The organism is Variovorax sp. 01T432 (assembly GCF_056398605.1).
On sequence record NZ_JBFTPS010000015.1, the window covers coordinates 112,614 to 131,221 of the forward strand.

At 68.3% G+C, this 18,608-nt stretch carries 18 protein-coding genes; 9 read left to right on the forward strand and 9 right to left on the reverse strand.

Annotated elements, in window-relative coordinates:
- Nucleotides 1-3 precede the first annotated feature (3 nt).
- Genes AC1DNF_RS14205 through hmpA form a run of 5 tightly spaced genes read right to left on the reverse strand, consistent with a single transcriptional unit; the run spans nt 4 to nt 5,396 of the window.
- On the reverse strand, nt 4-591 hold the full coding sequence (locus AC1DNF_RS14205; RefSeq protein ID WP_478149246.1) for a c-type cytochrome: 588 nt from the start codon (nt 589-591) through the stop codon (nt 4-6).
- A 21-nt stretch (nt 592-612) separates the two neighbouring features.
- Nucleotides 613-1,233: a cbb3-type cytochrome c oxidase subunit II gene (locus AC1DNF_RS14210; protein WP_478149247.1), complete on the reverse strand. Its 621-nt coding sequence runs from the start codon at nt 1,231-1,233 to the stop codon at nt 613-615.
- Complete coding sequence (locus tag AC1DNF_RS14215; RefSeq protein WP_478149248.1) at nt 1,223-2,890, reverse strand: cbb3-type cytochrome c oxidase subunit I; 1,668 nt, start codon at nt 2,888-2,890, stop codon at nt 1,223-1,225. The genes AC1DNF_RS14210 and AC1DNF_RS14215 overlap by 11 nt, the downstream gene beginning before the upstream one ends.
- 53 nt (nt 2,891-2,943) lie before the next feature.
- The gene (locus AC1DNF_RS14220; RefSeq protein WP_478149249.1) at nt 2,944-4,194 is read right to left on the reverse strand and encodes an NnrS family protein; all 1,251 of its coding nucleotides are present in this window, start codon (nt 4,192-4,194) and stop codon (nt 2,944-2,946) included.
- A 14-nt stretch (nt 4,195-4,208) separates the two neighbouring features.
- The gene (hmpA, locus tag AC1DNF_RS14225; protein ID WP_478149250.1) at nt 4,209-5,396 is read right to left on the reverse strand and encodes an NO-inducible flavohemoprotein; all 1,188 of its coding nucleotides are present in this window, start codon (nt 5,394-5,396) and stop codon (nt 4,209-4,211) included.
- A gap of 146 nt (nt 5,397-5,542) precedes the next feature.
- Here hmpA and norR point away from each other — a divergent pair, with 146 nt between their 5' ends.
- Nucleotides 5,543-7,171, forward strand: coding sequence for a nitric oxide reductase transcriptional regulator NorR (gene norR, locus AC1DNF_RS14230; RefSeq protein WP_478149251.1), 1,629 nt, complete (start codon nt 5,543-5,545; stop codon nt 7,169-7,171).
- A 34-nt stretch (nt 7,172-7,205) separates the two neighbouring features.
- Here norR and AC1DNF_RS14235 read toward each other — a convergent pair whose 3' ends face one another.
- Together AC1DNF_RS14235 and AC1DNF_RS14240 are read right to left on the reverse strand one after the other, a co-directional pair.
- On the reverse strand, nt 7,206-8,075 hold the full coding sequence (locus AC1DNF_RS14235; RefSeq protein ID WP_478149252.1) for a hypothetical protein: 870 nt from the start codon (nt 8,073-8,075) through the stop codon (nt 7,206-7,208).
- A gap of 95 nt (nt 8,076-8,170) precedes the next feature.
- A complete protein-coding gene (locus AC1DNF_RS14240; RefSeq protein ID WP_478149253.1) occupies nt 8,171-8,614 on the reverse strand; it encodes a universal stress protein in 444 nt (147 codons plus the stop codon).
- Nucleotides 8,615-8,727: 113 nt separating this feature from the next.
- On the opposite strand from AC1DNF_RS14240, the gene AC1DNF_RS14245 reads away from it, so the two are divergent.
- From AC1DNF_RS14245 to AC1DNF_RS14255, 3 genes are all read left to right on the forward strand, one after another.
- On the forward strand, nt 8,728-11,115 hold the full coding sequence (locus AC1DNF_RS14245; protein ID WP_478149254.1) for a heavy metal translocating P-type ATPase: 2,388 nt from the start codon (nt 8,728-8,730) through the stop codon (nt 11,113-11,115).
- Between the two features lie 91 nt (nt 11,116-11,206).
- Complete coding sequence (locus AC1DNF_RS14250; protein WP_478149255.1) at nt 11,207-11,539, forward strand: response regulator; 333 nt, start codon at nt 11,207-11,209, stop codon at nt 11,537-11,539.
- Entirely contained in the window at nt 11,539-11,814 is a 276-nt protein-coding gene (locus tag AC1DNF_RS14255; RefSeq protein ID WP_478149256.1) for a response regulator transcription factor, read from the forward strand. Before AC1DNF_RS14250 ends, AC1DNF_RS14255 begins: the two co-directional genes overlap by 1 nt.
- Before the next feature lie 42 nt (nt 11,815-11,856).
- Here the strand turns inward: AC1DNF_RS14255 and AC1DNF_RS14260 are convergent, their stop codons facing one another.
- On the reverse strand, nt 11,857-12,915 hold the full coding sequence (locus AC1DNF_RS14260) for an AraC family transcriptional regulator (protein ID WP_478149257.1): 1,059 nt from the start codon (nt 12,913-12,915) through the stop codon (nt 11,857-11,859).
- Between the two features lie 133 nt (nt 12,916-13,048).
- Between AC1DNF_RS14260 and AC1DNF_RS14265 the strand changes: the two genes are divergently transcribed.
- From AC1DNF_RS14265 to AC1DNF_RS14285, 5 genes are all read left to right on the forward strand, one after another.
- The gene (locus AC1DNF_RS14265) at nt 13,049-14,029 is read left to right on the forward strand and encodes a quinone oxidoreductase family protein (RefSeq protein WP_478149258.1); all 981 of its coding nucleotides are present in this window, start codon (nt 13,049-13,051) and stop codon (nt 14,027-14,029) included.
- A gap of 27 nt (nt 14,030-14,056) precedes the next feature.
- A complete protein-coding gene (locus AC1DNF_RS14270) occupies nt 14,057-14,905 on the forward strand; it encodes a TauD/TfdA dioxygenase family protein (RefSeq protein ID WP_478149259.1) in 849 nt (282 codons plus the stop codon).
- A gap of 54 nt (nt 14,906-14,959) precedes the next feature.
- A complete protein-coding gene (locus AC1DNF_RS14275; RefSeq protein ID WP_478149260.1) occupies nt 14,960-16,024 on the forward strand; it encodes a beta-keto acid cleavage family enzyme in 1,065 nt (354 codons plus the stop codon).
- A gap of 39 nt (nt 16,025-16,063) precedes the next feature.
- Nucleotides 16,064-17,377, forward strand: coding sequence for an MFS transporter (locus tag AC1DNF_RS14280; RefSeq protein WP_478149261.1), 1,314 nt, complete (start codon nt 16,064-16,066; stop codon nt 17,375-17,377).
- 70 nt (nt 17,378-17,447) lie between these two features.
- Nucleotides 17,448-18,020 (forward strand): RBBP9/YdeN family alpha/beta hydrolase, encoded by a 573-nt coding sequence (locus tag AC1DNF_RS14285; protein WP_478149262.1) that lies wholly within the window; start codon nt 17,448-17,450, stop codon nt 18,018-18,020.
- A gap of 72 nt (nt 18,021-18,092) precedes the next feature.
- Here AC1DNF_RS14285 and AC1DNF_RS14290 read toward each other — a convergent pair.
- Nucleotides 18,093-18,608: AMP-binding enzyme (locus tag AC1DNF_RS14290; protein ID WP_478149263.1), on the reverse strand; the 516-nt coding region annotated here is incomplete at its 5' end.

The following is an 18,608-nucleotide window of genomic DNA, read 5'->3' on the forward strand; positions in this document are numbered from 1 at the left end:
GCCTCAGGGCGCCTTGCCGGCGAGCGCCTTCAGCTCGTCGCCGCCGGCGAAGGGCGTGGTGCGCTCGCTCGCCTTGCGTTCCTTCTCGAACAGCTCCGCCGTCAAGGGCGCCGACTTGTTGGACCAGTTCGAGCGCACGTGGCTGGCGACCGCCGCCAGCTCGGCATCGCTGAGCTGCGCGAACGAGGGCATTGCGCCCGCGAAGCTCTTGCCCTGCACCGTGATCTGCCCGGTGATGCCGTGCAGCAGGATGTTGGCGAGGATGCGTTCGTCGCCATTGACCCATTCCGATCCGTCCAGAGGCGGGAACACGCCCGGAAGGCCCAGCCCGGTCGCCTGATGGCAGGCCACGCAGTTGGCCGCGAACACCTGCTTGCCATCGGCCGCCTGGCCCGGCTGCACGCTCGCGCCGCGCAGGTCGGCGATGGTGCGCCGGTCCCCGAAGGCCGCGGGGCCGAAGGATTCGGAGGTGAGGATATAGCCCACGCCGCAGAGCACCACCACCAGTGTCAGGGCCGCGACGATCAGCGGCACGGGCCGGGTGCGCTCGAAGGGGTCGGCTTCCTCGCGGTGCTGGGATGCGTTCGACATGGTGCGGCTTCCCCGGGTCAGTCAGGACTTGGGTTGGGGCCTGGCCGGCTCCGGCTTGGGCTCGGGCGGCAGCACGGGGTAGGTGTGGTTCATGCCCTGCAGGTACTTCACCAGGTCCAGCGCCTCCGGCGTCGCGACCACCACCTTGTCGACGTTGGGCCTGAAGCCCGGCGGGATCACCACGACCACTTCATCCGGCTCCGCCTTGTCCTTCACGTAGAACAGGAAGGGGTAGGACGGCATGATCGAGCCCGGCACGAAGGCCCTGGGCTGGTAGAGGTGGCCCAGGTGCCAGTCCCGGCTGGGCTGGCGCGCGCCGATGTTGAAGAGGTCCGGGCCGGTGCGCATGCTGCCCAGCAGATGCGGCTTGTCGTAGAAGTAGTCGGCCGGCACCGAGGGGCGGCCCCAGCCGCGCGAGAAGTCCGGCCCGAAATTGCGATCGCGCGGCTGCTGCGTGTGGCAGTAGACGCAGCCGTTGGAAATGTAGACCTGCCGGCCGCGCAACTGCGCATCGGTATAGGGCTTGAGCCCGGGCAGCGGCTGGATGTCGCGCACCTGGATGTAGGGCATGACCACCAGCGCCGCCGTGGCGACGCCCAGGGCCACCATGGCGCCCGCGGTCAGCTTGACTTCATTGTCCATGGGCGGCTTTCGCGGCGGCATCCGCCTGCTGGCCCTGTTGCCAGAAGAGGGCGGCGCCCGCGCGCGTCGGCCCGAAGCGCAGCGCCATCGCCAGGAAGTGGCCGACGAACACGAGGTGGCTCAGCACCATCAGCGAGCCGCCCACCGAGCGCGACACCAGGTAAGGCTCCATCAGCGTGACCGAATCCATGAAGGGCCGGTTCGCGTCCAGCATGGCCACGCCCTGCAGCCAGCCGCCGATGCTCAAGCCGCCGAAGTAGATGACGATGCCGATCGCCGCCAGCCAGAAATGCAGCGTGATCAGCCGCGGATAGGGCCACTCCCAGTTCAGCACCCGCGGCATCATGAAATAGATGGCGCCGAACAGCACCATGCTGACGAAGCCATAGGCGCCCAGGTGCGCATGCCCCACCGTGTGGTGCGTGAAGTGCGTGACGGCGTTGATGCTGCGCAGCGCCTCGAAGGAGCCCTGCAGCGAAGACAGCAGGTACATGAGCCCGCCGAACATCATGAAGCGCAGCGTCGGCGAGTAGACCGCCAGGTGCATGCGCCCGCGCATCGTTCCCGCCATGTTGATGCCGAAGGCCACCACCGGGATCACCATCATCACGCTCTGCACGATCGACAGCGTGGTCAGCCAGCCCGGCACCGGCCCGCCGATCAGGTGGTGCCCGCCCACCTGCCCGTAGAAGAAGGCGAGCGTCCAGAAGCCGAGGATCGACAGGTTGTAGGAGCGCACCGGCCGGCCGATGATCTTCGGCAGGAAGTAGTAGATGGCGCCGACGCTGGCCGGCGTGAACCACAGCCCGAGCACGTTGTGGCCGTACCACCAGTTGGTGGTGGCCTGCTCCACGCCCGTGTGCACGCCCGGAAGCTTCCCCACCAGGAACAGCAGCGCGATCCACAGCAGCGCCGCCACCATGTACCAGACGCTCACGTACAGGTGCTCCACCTTGCGGTTCACCAGCGTGAACAGGGCGGGCAGGATGACCAGCACGAAGCCGGCGAAGATGAAGATCGCGATCTGCCACGGAATCTCCAGGTATTCCATGCCGTCGGTCCAGCCCGCCGCGATCGCGCCCACGCCGCCCGCGATGCCGGTGTTGATGAGCGCGCCGCCGAGCATGGCCCAGATGCCGCCGACCAGCGGGGTGCGCAGCAGGCGCGGCAGCACCCAAAGGATCATGCCGAGCGCGGCGTTGGTGATCCAGCCGTAGAGGACGGCATTCAGATGCACCGTGCGCAGCCGTCCGAAGGTCATCCAGGCCTGACTCGTGAGCCAGTCGGGCTCGTGCAGCTTGATGGACGACACCAGCCCCGCGGCCGAGCCGATCAGCAGCCACATGCACGCGAAGACCACGAACATGAAGACCGGGAAGGCGCTGGAGCTGTCGGCATCGACGCGGTCGCGCAGCTCGGCGGCATCGATCGGCAACTGCTTCATGCCCGGCAGGTTGGCCTCGGCCTGCATCGAATGCTGGGCCGCGTCGCTGAGCGCCGGGTCGTCGACCTTGCCGATCTCGCCGTGCGCGAAGATCACGGAGGCGGCCCGGGGGTTCTCCACCAGCAGTCCCTGGCGCATGGACCAGATGAAGGCGAACAGGCCGATGATGGACAGGATGAATGCGCCGAGCAGGCTGAGGATGGCGCTGTCCATCAGCGGACTCCGATCGAGGATTCGGACGTCGGTGCTGCGAGCATGGCGGGCTCCTAGGCGCGGATTGTCGGATGGCCTTGCAACGGTTTGCCACGAATGATCGGCGCTTGCTGCGCCTGGTCGACACGCGGGCGAATGAGTATCGGCGCGAAACGCCAAAGGTACAAGCCGAGGGCGCCGAGCCATGCGATGCCGGCCAGCCGAAGCGCCGCCGGGCTGGCGGCCGAAGGCGCCAGCGCCAGCAGGCGCAGCAAGAGCGCGCAGATCATCAGGCCGTAGCTCGCCCGCATGCTTCGATCGGCCGCCAGCGGGCGGCCCAGGTGCCCGAGCGCGGTGCGCGTGACCATGCCGATGATCAACACCGAAAACCCCCCCACCGCGATCACATGCACATGCAGGCCACGCCGCTCGACGAAGCCGGCAGAATGGGCGGCCGCCAGCAGCAGGCCGAGCCCGAGCATGGCGTAGCCGACATACAGAATCCAGAGCAGGGGCTGACGGCGCACGGCCCATGGCTTCCATGCCAGCACCTGCGCCAGGGAGATGGCGCCGGTGAGCGCCAGCATGAGCGCCATCGGCCCGGCAAGGCCCAGCCCTGCGAGAGCGAGTGCCGCCGCGCTGGTGGCCAGCTGCAGCTGCCCGCTGCGCGTGTGCATCGGGATCTGCAGACCGGCCACCGCCCGCATGGCGAAGAAGGGAATGACGCGGCGCGCGACCAGCAGCGCGATCATCGCCATGCAGATCAGCCCGATGTCGAAGCGCCGCATCAGCAGCGTGTAGTCGCCGGCCAGTGCCGCCTTCAGGTAGAGGGCATCGGCCGCGCCCAGCGCCAGCAGCATCCAGGGCACGCCATAGTTGCGCTGGTTGCGGGACTTGTGGACCGCGCGCAGCAGCGCCGCCGCGGCCAGAATGAAGAAGGCCAGCTCGCAGGCCGCGGCCAGGAAGAACAGGGTCCGGCCTCCGGCCAGGAAGCCGAGCCGCGCGGCCAGCCACAGCATGCACAGCCCGGCGAGCGGCTTGCCGTGCAAGGGATTGATGCCCGTCCAGTTGGCGCCGGCCGTCAGCAGGAAGCCCACCGCGATGGTCGCGATGAAGCCCCACAGCATCTCGTGCGCATGCCACGCGATGCCCAGGAGCGGCTGGGCGATCCACTGGGGCGCGAAGACCCACAGCCCGATCGCGATCGCGGCCCAGCCGCACCCCGCCAGGTATAGCGGCCGAAAGGCCAGGCCGAGGAAGGCCTGCAGGCTGGCCTTCGCGCGTGGCGCCCTGGCGGGCTCCTGGATTCGCAACAGCTCGGCCATTCTTGCAGCCCCGCCTATTCCAGCGCCGAAGCCGGCCCGAAGAACTCGTAGCGCACCTGCGGGTCCGGGACGCCCAGCGCGCGCAGCGACTTGCGGACCTGCTTCATGAAGGGCTTGGGCCCGAGGAAGTACGCATCGATCTCGCTCGCCTTGCCGGGAAGCCACTGTGCAAGCTGTTGCGTGCTGACGCGGCCGACCGCGTGCGGTGCCTCGGCCCCGTCTTGCGGTGCTTCGTCATAGCAATAGAAGCGCTCCAGCTGCGGGTGCTTGCGCGCGAGCGCGTCGATCGTGTGGCGAAACGCATGCACGCCGCGGTCGCGGGCGAAGTGGATGAAGTGCACCAGCCGCGAGGTCTGCAGGGCGGCCTCCAGCATCGCCAGCGTCGGCGTGATGCCCACGCCGCCGCTGATCAGCACCAGGGGCCGGTCGGTATCGGCCAGCGTGAACATGCCCGAGGGCGGGAACACCTGGATCGAGCTTCCCACCTGCACGTCGTCATGCAGGTGGTTGGACGCGAGGCCGCCGTTCTCGCGCTTGACGCTGATGCGGTAGGTCTGACCGTTGGGCGCGGCGGAGAGCGAATAATTGCGGCGAATCTCCTGCCCGTCGACGAAGAGCCGCAGCCCGATGTACTGGCCCGGCTGGAAGTCGAGCACCGGCTTGCCGTCGGCCGGGGCCAGGTAGAAGGAGGTGATTTCTTCGCTCTCGGCCTCCTTGCGCGCGACCTTGAATTCGCGTTCGCCGCGCCAGCCGCCTGCGGCCTGCGCCTTGCTGTCATAGACCTGCTTCTCGGCGCCGATCAGCATGTCGGCCAGCTGCCCGTACGCGGCGGCCCAGGCCGCGATCACTTCGTCCGTCGCGACTTCCGCGCTGAGCACTTCCCGGATCGCCCGCAGCAGGCAGGCGCCGACGACGGGGTAGTGTTCCGGCAGGATCTGCAGCGAGACATGCTTGTTGACGATCTGCGCGGCGAGATCGCCGAGCGCTTCGAGCCGGTCGATGTTGCGCGCGTACATGAGCACGCCATTGGCGAGCGCGCGCGGCTGCTCGCCGCTGGCTTGGTTGGCCTGGTTGAAGAGGGGGCGCACCTCCGGATGCTCCCCCAGGAGAATCTTGTAGAAATGCGTGGTGAGCGCCTCGCCGCCGGTTTCGAGCAGCGGCACGGTGGCGGAAATGATGGACTTCTGTTGTCCTGTCAGCATTGAGAATCCTTGAAGCGGTGAATGACGAGTTATTCATTGCAATCGCCGTTCCAGGGGGCGCTTCTTGAAAGATCAATGGCTTAGCGGACGAAGATGTCAATGTGACACGGTTACCATGAGGTCATCATGACTCGATTCGTGTCGAAATGACGTCCCATCCTCTGCTCCAGGCGCTGGTCCCGCTGGTCGCCGACATTGCGCGCGAGCTGCCCGCGGCCGAACGCTATCGGCGCCTGCTGGAGGCCTTGCGCATCCTCCTGCCCTGCGATGCCGTGGCCCTGCTTCGCCTGGAAGAGGGCTGGCTTCTGCCCCTGGCCGTGGACGGCTTGAGCAGCGACACGCTGGGCCGGCGTTTCCGTGTCGAGGAGCATCCGCGCTTCGCGGCCTTGCTCGAGGCCGACGGGCCCATGCGCTTCCCGGCCGACAGCGCCTTGCCCGACCCCTACGACGGCCTGGTTGACGGCCTGGACGGCCATCTGCCGGTGCACGACTGCGTGGGCTGTGTCATCCATCTGGAGGAAAAGCCCTGGGGATTGTTGACGCTCGATGCGCTGACGCCGGGTCGCTTCTCCAGCGTCGACCTGGCCGCGCTGGAATCCTTCGGCAGCCTGGCCGCCGCCACCGTCAGCGTGGTGAATCGCATCGAGCAGCTCAAGTCGCGCGTGGAGCACGAGAGCCTTCGCGCCGAGGGCTACCGCCTGGCGGCGACGCCTCGCGAACGCACCCTGCTCGGGCGCAGCCCGGCGATGCGCCAGCTTCAAAAGGAGATCGAACTCGTCAGTGCCAGCGAACTGGCCGTGCTGATCCAGGGCGAGACCGGCGTCGGCAAGGAACTGGTCGCCGAGGCGCTGCACGCGGGCTCGTCCCGCGCGTCGCGGCCCATGATCAGCCTCAATTGCGCCGCGTTGCCCGACACCCTGGTCGAAAGCGAGCTCTTCGGCCATGTGAGGGGCGCGTTCACGGGTGCGGTCGCCGAGCGTCCCGGCAAGTTCGAGTTGGCCGACGGCGGCACGCTGTTCCTGGACGAAGTGGGCGAGCTGCCGCTGCAGGCGCAGGCCAAGCTGCTGCGCGTGCTGCAAAGCGGCCAGCTGCAGAGGCTTGGATCGGACCGCGAACACCGCGTCGACGTGCGCCTCATCGCCGCGAGCAACCGCAACCTGGCCGACGAAGTGCGGGCAGGGCGGCTGCGCGCGGATTTCTATCACCGCCTGAGCGTCTACCCGGTGCGCGTGCCGCCCCTGCGCGAGCGCGGGCGCGACATGCTGCTGCTCAGCGGCTTCTTCCTGGAGGAGAACCGCTCGCGGCTGGGCCTGGGCGGCCTGCGGCTGGACGCGAGCGCCCAGGCCGCGCTGCTCGCCTACGACTGGCCCGGCAATGTGCGCGAGCTGGAGCATCTGCTCGGGCGCACCGTGTTGAAGGCGCTGGGCCGCCAGCCGCAGCGCCCGCGCATCCTGAGTCTTTCGGCGGGCGATCTCGACCTGCCGGGAGCCGACCATCGCCCGGCCGTCACCGCGAGCGAGGCTCCCGAGGCCTTGCTGGGCGCGCAGCCCGCGCCGGCGCGCCTGAGTGAAGGGCAGGGCCTGCGCGATGCCGTGGCCACGCTGGAGCGCGAACTGGTGGAGTCGGCATTGGCGCGCAACGACTTCAACTGGGCGGCGGCGGCGCGCGCGCTCGGCATCGACCGCGGCAATCTCACCCGCCTCGCCAAGCGGCTGGGCCTGCCCGGCGACAAGCGCGCGCTGCGCGCCATGGGCGGACGCCGGACGGGCGGCTGAAGGTCCGGCGCGTGGCCTCGAAGGCCCGGTGCCGCTAGCGCGTTGCCTTCATGCGCGTGAACTCCCTGTGCTTCATCGCGATGTAGTCGCCCCGGTCCACTTCATGGAGTTGCCGCGCAAAACGCTCGGTGCCGTCGAACCACTGGGCCAGGCGTTCATCGAGCCGCTGGTCGCCCGGTGCGCTCAGGTAGGCGTCGATCGCGAGGTAATAGCGCATCGTGTTGCGCTCCACCACGCCCCGCACTCCGCCCACATAGTCGGGCTGGCCCGCCGAGTCCTTGCCCGTCACGGTGAAGCCGACCTTGTCGCTGCCGATTGTCGCGAGGTAGCCCTGCATCGCCAGGCGCGCGGCGAAGCCGTAGGAATAGCTGTAGGCGAGATGGATGATGGTCTTGCCGGCATCGAGCGGCGTGGCCTCCAGCTCGATGCGGTAGTTGCGGGTCGCGAGCGGGCCGGATGGCGCGGTCAGCTCCACGGAGAGATAGTCCGATGCGAGGGTGGCCGGCCGCCAGGCGAATTCGATGCGCTGCGCCTCCGAGACCGGCTGGTCGAACTTGCGGCCGAGCGCGACCGCCACGGTGGTCGCGCCCGCGCTCTCCTGCACGGCGCAGTGCTTGGTATTCAGGTGCAGCATCAGGATCTCGCACCACACCGCGGGTGCCTTCAGCGAATCGCTCACTTTGCCGAAAGGTTGATCGATCACCGCATGGATGTCGCCGATCAACTTGTCCGGCGCCTCGGTCGATTCGAGCATCAGGGGGCGGCCGAACATGTTGTGCTCGAACAGCGGCGTGTTGGCCTTGTACTTGGCGAGGAGGCCGGCAGCGCCCTCGCTGCCCTGCGCCAACGCCATCGCCGGTGCCAGCAGCAGGATCAGCCACAGCGCGTATCCGCGGACATTCATGTTCGTCATGCTGCGCCCACTGTAGCCGGGAAGCGCCGCCGCGTGTGCAGGACAAGGGGCAAGGCTGCCGTGGGCCCTCGCGCGGCGGGAACCGACTAGCGCAGCACCAGCACCGGCAGGTTCGAATGGGTGAGCACGTGCTGGGTCTCGCTGCCCAGCAGCAGGCGCTTGATGCCCTTGCGGCCGTGCGAGGCCATCACGATCAGGTCGCTCTTGTGCTTCTTCGCGGCCGCGATCACGGACTCTGCCACGAGGTCCGAGTTGATCGTGGCCGTCTTGATCCTGACGCCGGCGGCCTTGGCGCGCTCGCCCACCGCATCGAGCGCGCCCTGCGCCTTTTCGGCCCACTGCTTCTCGACGCGCGCGACATCCTCATGCGAGAACTCCATCGCGCCGTCGAAGTAGTTCTTCGGGTAGCGCGGCACCACGGTGAGCGCCACCAGCTCGGCGTCATTCTGAGCCGCGAGGGCGATGGCGCTTGTCACGGCCTTCTTCGAGAGCGCGGAACCGTCGGTGGCAACCAGGATGCGTTTGAACATGGGATTGTCTCTTCTTGAGTCATGTGGATGATGGCTGGAGCGTAGACGCCTTGCCGCCGCCAGGCTTGATCCACATCAAGGACGCCGCGGCCGCGCGTCACTAGGCTTGCGCCATGCAAGCTGCGCTCGATTTCGCCGAGGCCGGGCCTGGCCTCTTCCCTCAGGCAGGGACCGACGACGCAGCGCGCGCGGACCTGTCGCTGCTGGACGACCCGGCCGAATGGCCGGCCTTCGGCCGCCCCCTCGACGGCGATCCGATGGGACGCTGGGAGTCGCAGGTCGTCGTCGAGGGCATGCACTGCGCGGCCTGCGCCTTCACCGTCGAGAGCCTGCTGTCGCGCGTGCCCGGCGTGCTGAAGGCCGAGGTCAACGCCGCGAGCCGGCGCGCGCGCGTCGTGTGGTCGGCCGCCGCCGTGAAGCCGTCGGCCTGGATGGCGCCTTGCGCCGCCGCGGGCTACAGCCTCGTGCCGGCCGGCGACATCGCCCTGCGCACCCGGCGCGCGCATGAAGCGCGGATGGCCCTCTGGCGCTGGCTGGTCGCGGGCTTCTGCATGATGCAGGTGATGATGTACGCCTACCCCGCGTACATCGCGCAGCCGGGCGACATGTCGCCCGACGCCGCGCAGCTCCTGCGCTGGGCCTCCTGGGTGCTCACGCTGCCCGTGCTCCTGTTCTCCTGCGGGCCCTTCTTCCGCAGCGCATGGCAGGACCTGCGCGCGCGCCGCATCGGCATGGACCTGCCGGTCGCGCTCGGCATGGCGATCACTTTCGCGGTCAGCACCGCCGGCACCTTCGACCCGGCCGGCCCGCTGGGTCACGAGGTGTACTTCGACTCCCTCACGATGTTCGTGTTCTTCCTGCTCACCGGCCGCTGGCTGGAGACGCGGCTGCGCGGGCGCACCGCCGGATCGCTCGAGGCGCTGATGAACCGGCTGCCCGACAGCGTCGAGCGCCTGGGCGCCGACGGCAGCTTCACGCGCGTCGCCGTGCGGCGCCTCGCGCCCGGCGACGTGGTGCGCGTGCTGCCCGGCGAGGCCTTTCCGGGCGACGGCATCGTGATCGCCGGCGACACCTCCGCCGACGAGGCCTTGCTCACGGGCGAGGCGCGCCCGGTGCCGCGCCCCCGTGGCGCGCGCGTGCTGGCCGGCAGCCACAACCTGGCGCAGGCGGTGCAGGTGCGCATCGAATCGCTGGGGCAGGGCACCCGCTTCGCGCAGATCGTCGCGCTGATGGAAAGCGCCTCGCTGCAGAAGCCGCGCCTGGCGCAACTGGCCGATCGCGTGGCGCGCCCCTTCCTGATCGCGGTGCTGGCGGCGGCCGCATTGGCCGTCGCGCTCTGGTGGCACGTCGATACCGGCAAGGCCCTGATGGCGGCGGTCGCGGTGCTGATCGTCACCTGCCCCTGCGCGCTGTCGCTCGCCACGCCGGCCGCGATGCTGGCGAGCGCCGGCGTGCTGGCCCGCGGCGGCGTGCTGGCGCGCAACCTCCAGGGCCTGGAGGCGCTGGCCTCCATCGACACGGTGGTGTTCGACAAAACGGGCACGCTCACGCGCGGCACGCCGCGCCTCGAACGGATCTACTGCCGAAACGGCCTGCGTCCGGGCGATGCCCTGGAGATGGCCGCGGCGATCGGTGCGCAGTCCCTGCATCCCAGCGCGCGGGCGCTGGCCGCCGCGTGGAGCGCGCAGTACCGTGCGGAGCCGTCCTGGGAACTGCTCCGACTCACCGAGCATGCCGGGCTGGGCCTCGAAGGCCGCTTGTGCCGGAAGAAGGGCGTGGGCGACACGGCGCAGTGCATGCGCCTGGGTTCGGCGGCCTTCTGCGGCGTCGAGCCCTTGCGCGTCGAGGCTGCCCAGGTGCACCTGCGCGACGCGCAGGGCTGGGTCGCGAGCTTCGTGCTGGCCGAGGACTTGCGCCCCGATGTCGTCGACACGGTCGAGGCGCTGAAGGCGCAGGGGCTGTCGGTCCACCTTCTGTCCGGCGACCGTGCCGCCGCCGCGCGCGAAGTCGCCGGCCGCGCCGGCATCGGCGATGTGCGGGGCGACTGCTCGCCCGAAGACAAGCTGCACGTCCTGCAGGCGCTCCAGGCCAGCGGCCGGCGCGTCGCCATGGTCGGCGACGGGCTCAACGACGGTCCGGTGCTCGCGCGCGCGGATGCCTCCTTCGTCTTCGGCAACGCGGTGCCGCTGGCCCAGGCGCGCGCCGACTTCGTCGTGCTGGGCGATTCGCTCGCCGCCATCTCGCAGACCATCGCGCAGGCCCGCCGCACGCTGCGCGTGGTGCGGCAGAACCTGTGGTGGGCGGCCGGCTACAACGCGTTGTGCGTGCCGCTGGCGCTGGCCGGCTGGCTGCCGGCCTGGCTCGCCGGCCTGGGCATGGCGGGCAGTTCGTTCGTGGTCGTCCTCAACGCGGCGCGTCTGGCCAAGGTCCCTGCGGCCAGCAGGTCGGAGCCCCAGGCCGAGGCCGAGGCAGGGTATTCACCTCGACTCGCACGGCCATGAGGCATACGCTGACGCTCGCGACAGGATGTCCGGCCTGCGGCCGGCCTTGTCCAATATTCCCTCCCGCCACCTCTGCATCGAAGGCCTGCGCATGAACGTCTTTGTGATCGACGACCATCCCATGATGCGCGAGGCCATCGTGATGGTGTTCCGGCGGCTTCGGCCCGCTGCGAACCTCGTCGAGCTCGACCGGCTCGATGCGCTGGGCGCGGCCGTCAAGCGCGTCGGGCCGCCCGATCTGATCTGCCTCGACCTGAACCTGCCCGACACGCACGGCGATTCGGGCGTGCTCGCGGTGAAGGCCGCGTATCCCCTCGTGCCCCTGGCCGTCTATTCGGCGTCTCCGGCCGAGGACATGGAGCGCTCTGCATCGGCGCGGGCGCGGACATCTATATCGAGAAGGCCGCCGGCGCTCCGGAGCTGATGGCGGCGTTGAAGGGTCTGCTCCAGGCGGACGAGGACGACGACGATGTCCCCGTGGCCGCGAACACCAAGCTGTCCAAGCGGCAGACCGAGCTGATCGGCCTGCTGTCGCGCGGCCTGAGCAATCGGGAGATGGCCGAGGAACTCGCGATCAGCGAGCACACCATCAAGGTCCACCTGTGGCGCCTGTTCCGCCGCATCGGGGTGGGAAGCCGCACGCAGGCCCTTCACTGGGCCCGCACGAACGGACTCCTGGCAAGGCCTCCGGTGGGTTGAAGCGCAGGGTGCGACGCCGGCAGGGCAGGACGCGATCGACCGCTAGCGGCTGCCCGAGTCCGGGTCCGCTGTCGAGGCCTTGCGCAAGCTGCCCCGGGCGGGTCTGCTTCGCGCCTGCGCGGCGTGCGCCTCGCGCCAGGCCGACGGGATCTGGCCGAACTGGGCGACGAACCACCGGGTGAAGGAGCCCGGCGTGCTGTAGCCGAGCAGTTCCGATACGCGTTGGAGGCTGTACTTGGGATTGTCCATGTAGCGGGGCGCCAGTTCGCGGCGCACCTCGTTGAGCAGCGATGTGAAGCTCGCCCCCGCTTCGTCCAGCTGGCGCTGCATCGACCGCACGCTCAGGCCCAGGCCTTGCGCCACGCACTCGATGGTGGCGCGTCCGGTCGGCAGCATCAGATAGACGGCGCGGCGAACCTCCAGCGCCATGCCGGACTCGCGCGCCGAAGGCAAGGATTCGATGAACTGCCTCGCGTATCGCGCCATGGCGGGATCGGCGGAGGGATTGGGTGCGTCCAGGTCGGCAGCCGGAATCACGATGCCGTTGAACTCGCTGTCGAATTCCAGTCTGCAGGAGAACAGGCGACGATGCAGGCGCAGGTCGGGCGGCGCCGCATGGCTGAAATTCACGCTGAAGGGCTGCCACCGCGCACCCATGAGCGCCGCGCACATGCGGAATACGACGCCGATGGCCAATTCCGTGGCCTGGCGCGCCGGGACGTTGGCGACAAGCTCGGCCCGGACGATCACCATCTTGCCCGCGTCTTCGATCTCCATGGCCAGGCTCTGGTTGAGCAGATGCCTGTAGTTGATGGTCGTGATCAGGGCGTCCCGCAAGGTGGACTGGTGGCTGATCAGCAGGCTCACCGCGCCGAAGTGCGACAGCTGCCGCAACTCCGCCATGCGCAGTCCGAAAGTGGGGCAGCCGGACTCGGCCGCCGATTCCTCGAGCAAGGCCACGGCTGCGTCCGTCGGGATTCGCCGCTCCGGATCCTTGAGCATCGCCTGGTTCAGCCCCACGCGCCTGAGGGCGCCGCGTGGATCGAAGCCGAGGCTTCTTGCGACCTCCAGGTAGTTGGTCAGGGCCGCTGCGCGAACCATGGGATTCATATCGATCGGCCCTTCTCCTGGATGAATTCTGGCATGAGATGCGAAATCGATGGCGCGCGTTGCGAAGCGGCCGGGCGACGCGATGCCTAAAGTTCCATCCATGCAATACCAGGAGACATGATCAATGGCAAAAGCTGTAAGGTTCCACGAGGCGGGTGGCCCGGAGGTCCTTCGCATGGAAGAGGTCGAAGTCGGCAAGCCCGGCGCGGGCCAGGTGCGGCTGCGCCATGTGGCGGTCGGCCTCAACTACGCCGACACCTATTTCCGCAACGGCACCTATGCCGTTCCCCTGCCCAGCGGCATCGGCGTGGAAGCCGCCGGCGTCGTGCTGGAAGTGGGCGAGGGTGTGACCCATCTGGCGGTGGGTGACCGCGTGACCTACACCGGATTCGTCAACACCCTGGGTGCGTACAGCACCGAGCGGTTGATCGCCGCGGCGCCCCTGATCCGCCTGCCCGAATCCATCGCCTTCGAAACCGCGGCCGCCATGACGATGCGCGGGCTGACCTGCGCCTACCTGATGCGCCGCATCTACCCCTTCAAGCAGGGCGACACCCTGCTGCTGCACGCCGCCGCGGGCGGTGTGGGGTTGATCGTCGCCCAATGGGCCAGGCTCCTGGGCATCACTGTCATCGGAACGGTGTCCACCGAAGAGAAGGCCGCAATCGCGCGCTCGCACGGCTGCGACCACACCATCGACTACAGCCGCGAGGACGTGGCCAGCCGCGTGCGCGAGATCACCGACGGCGTGGGCGTGAACGTGGTGTTCGACAGCGTGGGCCGCAGCACCTACATGGGCTCGCTGGATTCGCTCAAGCGCCGCGGCCTCATGGTCTATGTGGGCGCGGCCAGCGGGCCGATTCCGCCCTTCGACCCGCAATTGCTGGCGATCAAGGGGTCCCTGTACATGACGCGGCCGGCGCTGGCCGACTACATCGCGGACCCCGTCGAGAAGGCGCAGCTGGCCGACGAGGTCTTCGGGCACGTGGCGGCCGGTCGCATCAGGATCGAGATCAACCAGCACTACGCCCTGGAAGACGCGGCGCAGGCGCACCGCGACCTGGCGTCGCGCAAGACCACGGGCTCTTCGATCTTCGTCATCTGAGAACCACAAGCCATAGGAGACAACATCATGAAGGTCGAACAGTTGACCTGCAGCATCGGCGCCGAACTGGTCGACGTGAACCTGGCCGATGCAGCCTGCGAAGACGGTCTGTTCAGGGAGATCTACCAGGCCCTGCTGAAGCACCGGGTGCTGTTCCTGCGCAATCAGGACATCTCGCGCCAGGCGCACGTGGCCTTCGCAGCCCGGCTGGGCAAGCTGGAAGACCATCCGATGGTGCCCTCCCATCCGGACGCGCCCGGCCTGGTCCAGATCTACAAGACGCCGGACGCGCCCGTCGACCGCTACGAGAACGCCTGGCACACCGACGGCACCTGGCGCGAGACGCCGCCGATGGGCTGCGTGCTGCGCTGCGTCGAGTGCCCGCCGGTGGGCGGCGACACCATGTGGGCCAACATGGTCATGGCCTACGAGAAGCTGCCGGACGACGTCAAGGCGCGGATCGCCGACCTGTGGGCCAATCACAGCTTCAACAGCTCCTTTGCCGCGGCCATGCCCCGGGAAAAGCGCCTGGCCATGAAGGCCGAGTACCCGGATGCCGAGCACCCCGTGGTGCGCACGCACCCCGAGACACGGGAGAAGCTGCTCTTCGTCAATGCCTTCACGACGCACTTCGTCAACTTCCACAACAAGGCGAACGTGCGCTACGGCCAGGACTACAACCAGGCCGGGTCCGACCTGCTGAAGTACCTGATCTCCCAGGCCAGCATCCCGGAATACCAGGTGCGCTGGCGCTGGAAGCCCAACAGCATCGCGATCTGGGACAACCGCAGCACCCAGCACTACGCGGTGATGGACTACCCACCGTGCCATCGCAAGATGGAGCGCGCAGCCATCGTGGGCGACAAGCCCTTCTGATGCCGGCCTTGCATTCAGCCTTTGTTCCCCATCAATCACTCCCAGAGACACGCCATGAACTTCCTCGACGGATCCCTCATTCCCGAAAACCAGCAGAAGCTCGTCATCACCTGCGCCCCCTATGGACCGGAGTGGGCGCCTGAGGACTTCCCCGAAGACATTCCCGTCACCATGGAATCCCACATCCAGAAGGCGGTGGACTGCTACAACGCCGGCGCCACGGTGCTGCACCTGCACGTGCGCGAACTCGACGGCAAGGGTTCCAAGCGCCTGTCCAAGTTCAACGAGCTGATCGACGGCGTTCGAGCCCGTGTCCCGGAGATGATCATCCAGGTGGGCGGCTCCATCTCCTTCGCCCCTGAGGGTGAAGGCGCGGCCGCGAAGTGGCTGTCCGACGACACCCGTCACATGCTGGCCGAGCTCGAACCCAGGCCCGACCAGGTGACGATCGCCATCAATTCCAACCAGATGAACATCGTCGAGCAGATGACCGAGGCGGACCTGCGCGGCACCTCGCTGGCCGAACCCGCCATGTACGAGGCCTACCGCGAGATGACCATTCCCGCGGGGCCGGGCTGGGTCGAGGAGCACATCCGCCGCCTGTCCGCCGCGGGCATCCAGACCCACTTCCAGCTCGCCAACATCACGCAGCTGGAGACGGTGGAGCGCATGATGCGGCGCAACGCCTGCAACGTGCCCTTGATCCTGACCTGGGTGGCCATCGGGGGCGGCTTCGACCAGCCCAACATCTACAACCTGGCCAATTTCCTGCGCGCCTGCCCGGACGGTTCCGTGCTCACGCTCGAAACCTCCATGCTCAACGTGCTGCCCATCAACATGATGGCCATTGCCATGGGCCTGCATGTGCGCTGCGGCATCGAGGACAACATCTGGACCCAGCGCCGAGATCGCAAGATGGGTTCGGTGGAGCAGATCGAGCAGCTGGTGCGCATCGCCCGGGAAGTGGGGCGCGATGTCGCCAACGCCGGGGAGGCGAGGGAGATCTACAGGATCGGCACCTTCTACGAGAACGCCGAGGAGACGCTGGCGGCCAACGGCTTTGCGCCCAACCGCAAGCCCGGCCACAAGGGATTCACGCTGCACGCGGCACACGCGTAACCGGCCGGCTCGACAGCAGAAGAACCAAGGAGACACATCATGAGCATGACCTTGACAGGATTCGCGCCGCCCGGGCAGAAGGACGACTACCTGATCGGACGGGGGCAAGCCTGGTTCGCGTTCGCAATGACCTTCGGGCTGATGCTGTTCGACTACATCGACCGGCAGGTGATCGTTTCGCTCTTTCCGCACATCAAGAACGAATGGAGCCTGAGCGACAAGCAGCTGGGCGCGCTGGTCTCCATCATCTCCATCGTCGTGGCGGTCGGCGGTATCCCGGTGGCCCTGATGGCGGATCGAGTGAGCCGCGTCAAGAGCATCGTGGTGATGGCGACCGTCTGGAGCGTGGCGACCACCTCCTGCATGTTCACGACCCATTTCGGCCAGCTCTTCGCCGCGCGTGCGGTGGTGGGCGCCGGCGAAACCGGCTACGGCTCGGTCGGCGCGGCCTTGATCTCGACGCTGTTTCCCAAGCGTCTGCGCGGGGCCGTTCTCGGCGCCTTCTTCGCCGCTGCCTCACTGGGTTCCGTGCTGGGCGTGGTGCTGGGTGGCGTGATCGCGGCCAAGTGGGGCTGGAGAGCCGCATTCGGCGTGGTCGGCGTTCCAGGACTGGCGATGGCCCTGCTGTACCTGCTGGTGCGCGACTACAAGACGGTGGCCCTCACGCCCCGGCTGGACAAGGTCACCCAGACGGCCGCTGGCACGCTCAGGCACATCTTCGGCACGCTGGCGCGAACCCGCACCTTGCTCTTCGTCTGCGTCGGCGCGGCGATGCAGCTCGTCGTGGTCTCGGCCGTGTGGTCCTGGCTGCCCAGCTATCTCAACCGCTTCCACGGCCTGTCGCCCGAGGCTGCGGCCAGGCAGTCCGCCGTCGTGGTCCTGCTCGGTGCATTGGGCGGCGTCTTCTGGGGCTACGTCGTGGACCGCCTCGCGGTGCGCCGCCCCCGCAACAAGCTGCCGGCACTGGCGGTGCTGTGCGTGGCCACCATGGTGGTGTTCCTGGCGGCCTTCGCCGGAACCTCGCCGGGGGAGGCGCAGTTCCGGCTGGTGCTGCTGGGCGGCTTCTTCATGACCTGCACGGTGGGCGTGGTGTCGGGGATCGCCATCGACGTCGTCCACCCCGGCGTGCGCTCGACGGGCTCCGCCGTGCTCTCGCTGTTCCAGAACCTTTTCGGCCTGGCCGTCGGGCCTTTCCTGGTGGGCGCGCTGTCGGATCAGTGGGGCCTGCAGCAGGCGCTGGCGGTGGTGCCTTTCTTCAGTGTGCTGGCGGCAGCGGCCTTCATCTGGTCGGCGCGCAGCTACGAGGCGGACGTCGCCCGGGTGTCCGGCGTGCAGCTCGCCGTCGCGCCTTGATGAATCCGGGCACGGCGAATCGGCCTGGCGATGCCGGGCCTGCGCCGTGGCCTTTCAGTTTCCAGACGACATGAAGATACCCTTGCATTCCACCATCCTGATCGTGCCCGGCCTGCGCGACCACGTCGAGGAACACTGGCAGACGAAGCTGGAGCGCAGGCTGATGCCTCTGCGCCGCGTCGTCTCGGTGCCGCCTCTCGAGGCGGACAAGCTGAACTGCGCGGCGCGCGTGGCGGCGATCCAGCGCACCGTCGAGACCATTGACGGGCCCATCCTGGCGGTGGCGCACAGCGGCGGGGTCGTCATGCTGGCGCACTGGGCGATGAAGCATGCCAGGACGCTGCAGGGCGCGCTGCTGGCGGCGCCCCCGGATTTCGAGACGCCGCTGCCCGCGGGCTACCCGACGCGGGATGCCCTGCAAGCCAACGGCTGGCTGCCCGTGCCGAGCCGCCCACTGCCGTTCAGGAGCATCGTGGCGGCGAGCACCAACGATCCGCTGGCGAGCTTCCGGCGCGTGGAGGAGATGGCGCTGCAATGGGGCAGCACGCTGGTGAACGCGGGTGCCGTCGGCCACCTCAATCCGGCCTCCGGCTTCGGCGAATGGCCCCAGGCCGAAGAACTGATTCGATCCCTGGAGCGCTGATTTCGTTGATTTCGTTCGCGGGGCCCATGGGGCCCCGGCTTCCTTCCGCTCCCTGCCAGGGGAGCGATCAACTCAGGCCTTGTCCGCGCCGGGAAGGCGGTACGCCTGCAGGAACTCGCGCAGACGCGCCTTCAGGATCTTGCCCGTGGCGCCCACTGGTATCGCATCGACGAAAACCACGTCGTCCGGGATCTGCCACTTGGCGGTCTTGCCCTGGTAGAAGCTCAGCAGTTCCGCACAAGTCAGCTCGGGGCCGGGCTTCTTCACCACGACCACGATGGGGCGCTCGTCCCACTTCGGGTGCGCCACGCCGATGCACGCCGCCATCGCCACGCAGGGATGGGAGACGGCGATGTTCTCGATGTCGATGGAGCTGATCCATTCGCCGCCGGACTTGATCACGTCCTTGCTGCGATCGGTGATCTGCAGGTAGCCGTCTGGGTCGATGGTGGCGACGTCGCCGGTGGGGAACCAGCCGCGGCCCTCGTCATCCTTGACCAGCGGATCGCCGCCTTCGCCCTTGAAGTATTCCTTGACCACCCAGGGGCCCTTGACCATCAGATCGCCGAAGGCCTTGCCGTCCCAGGG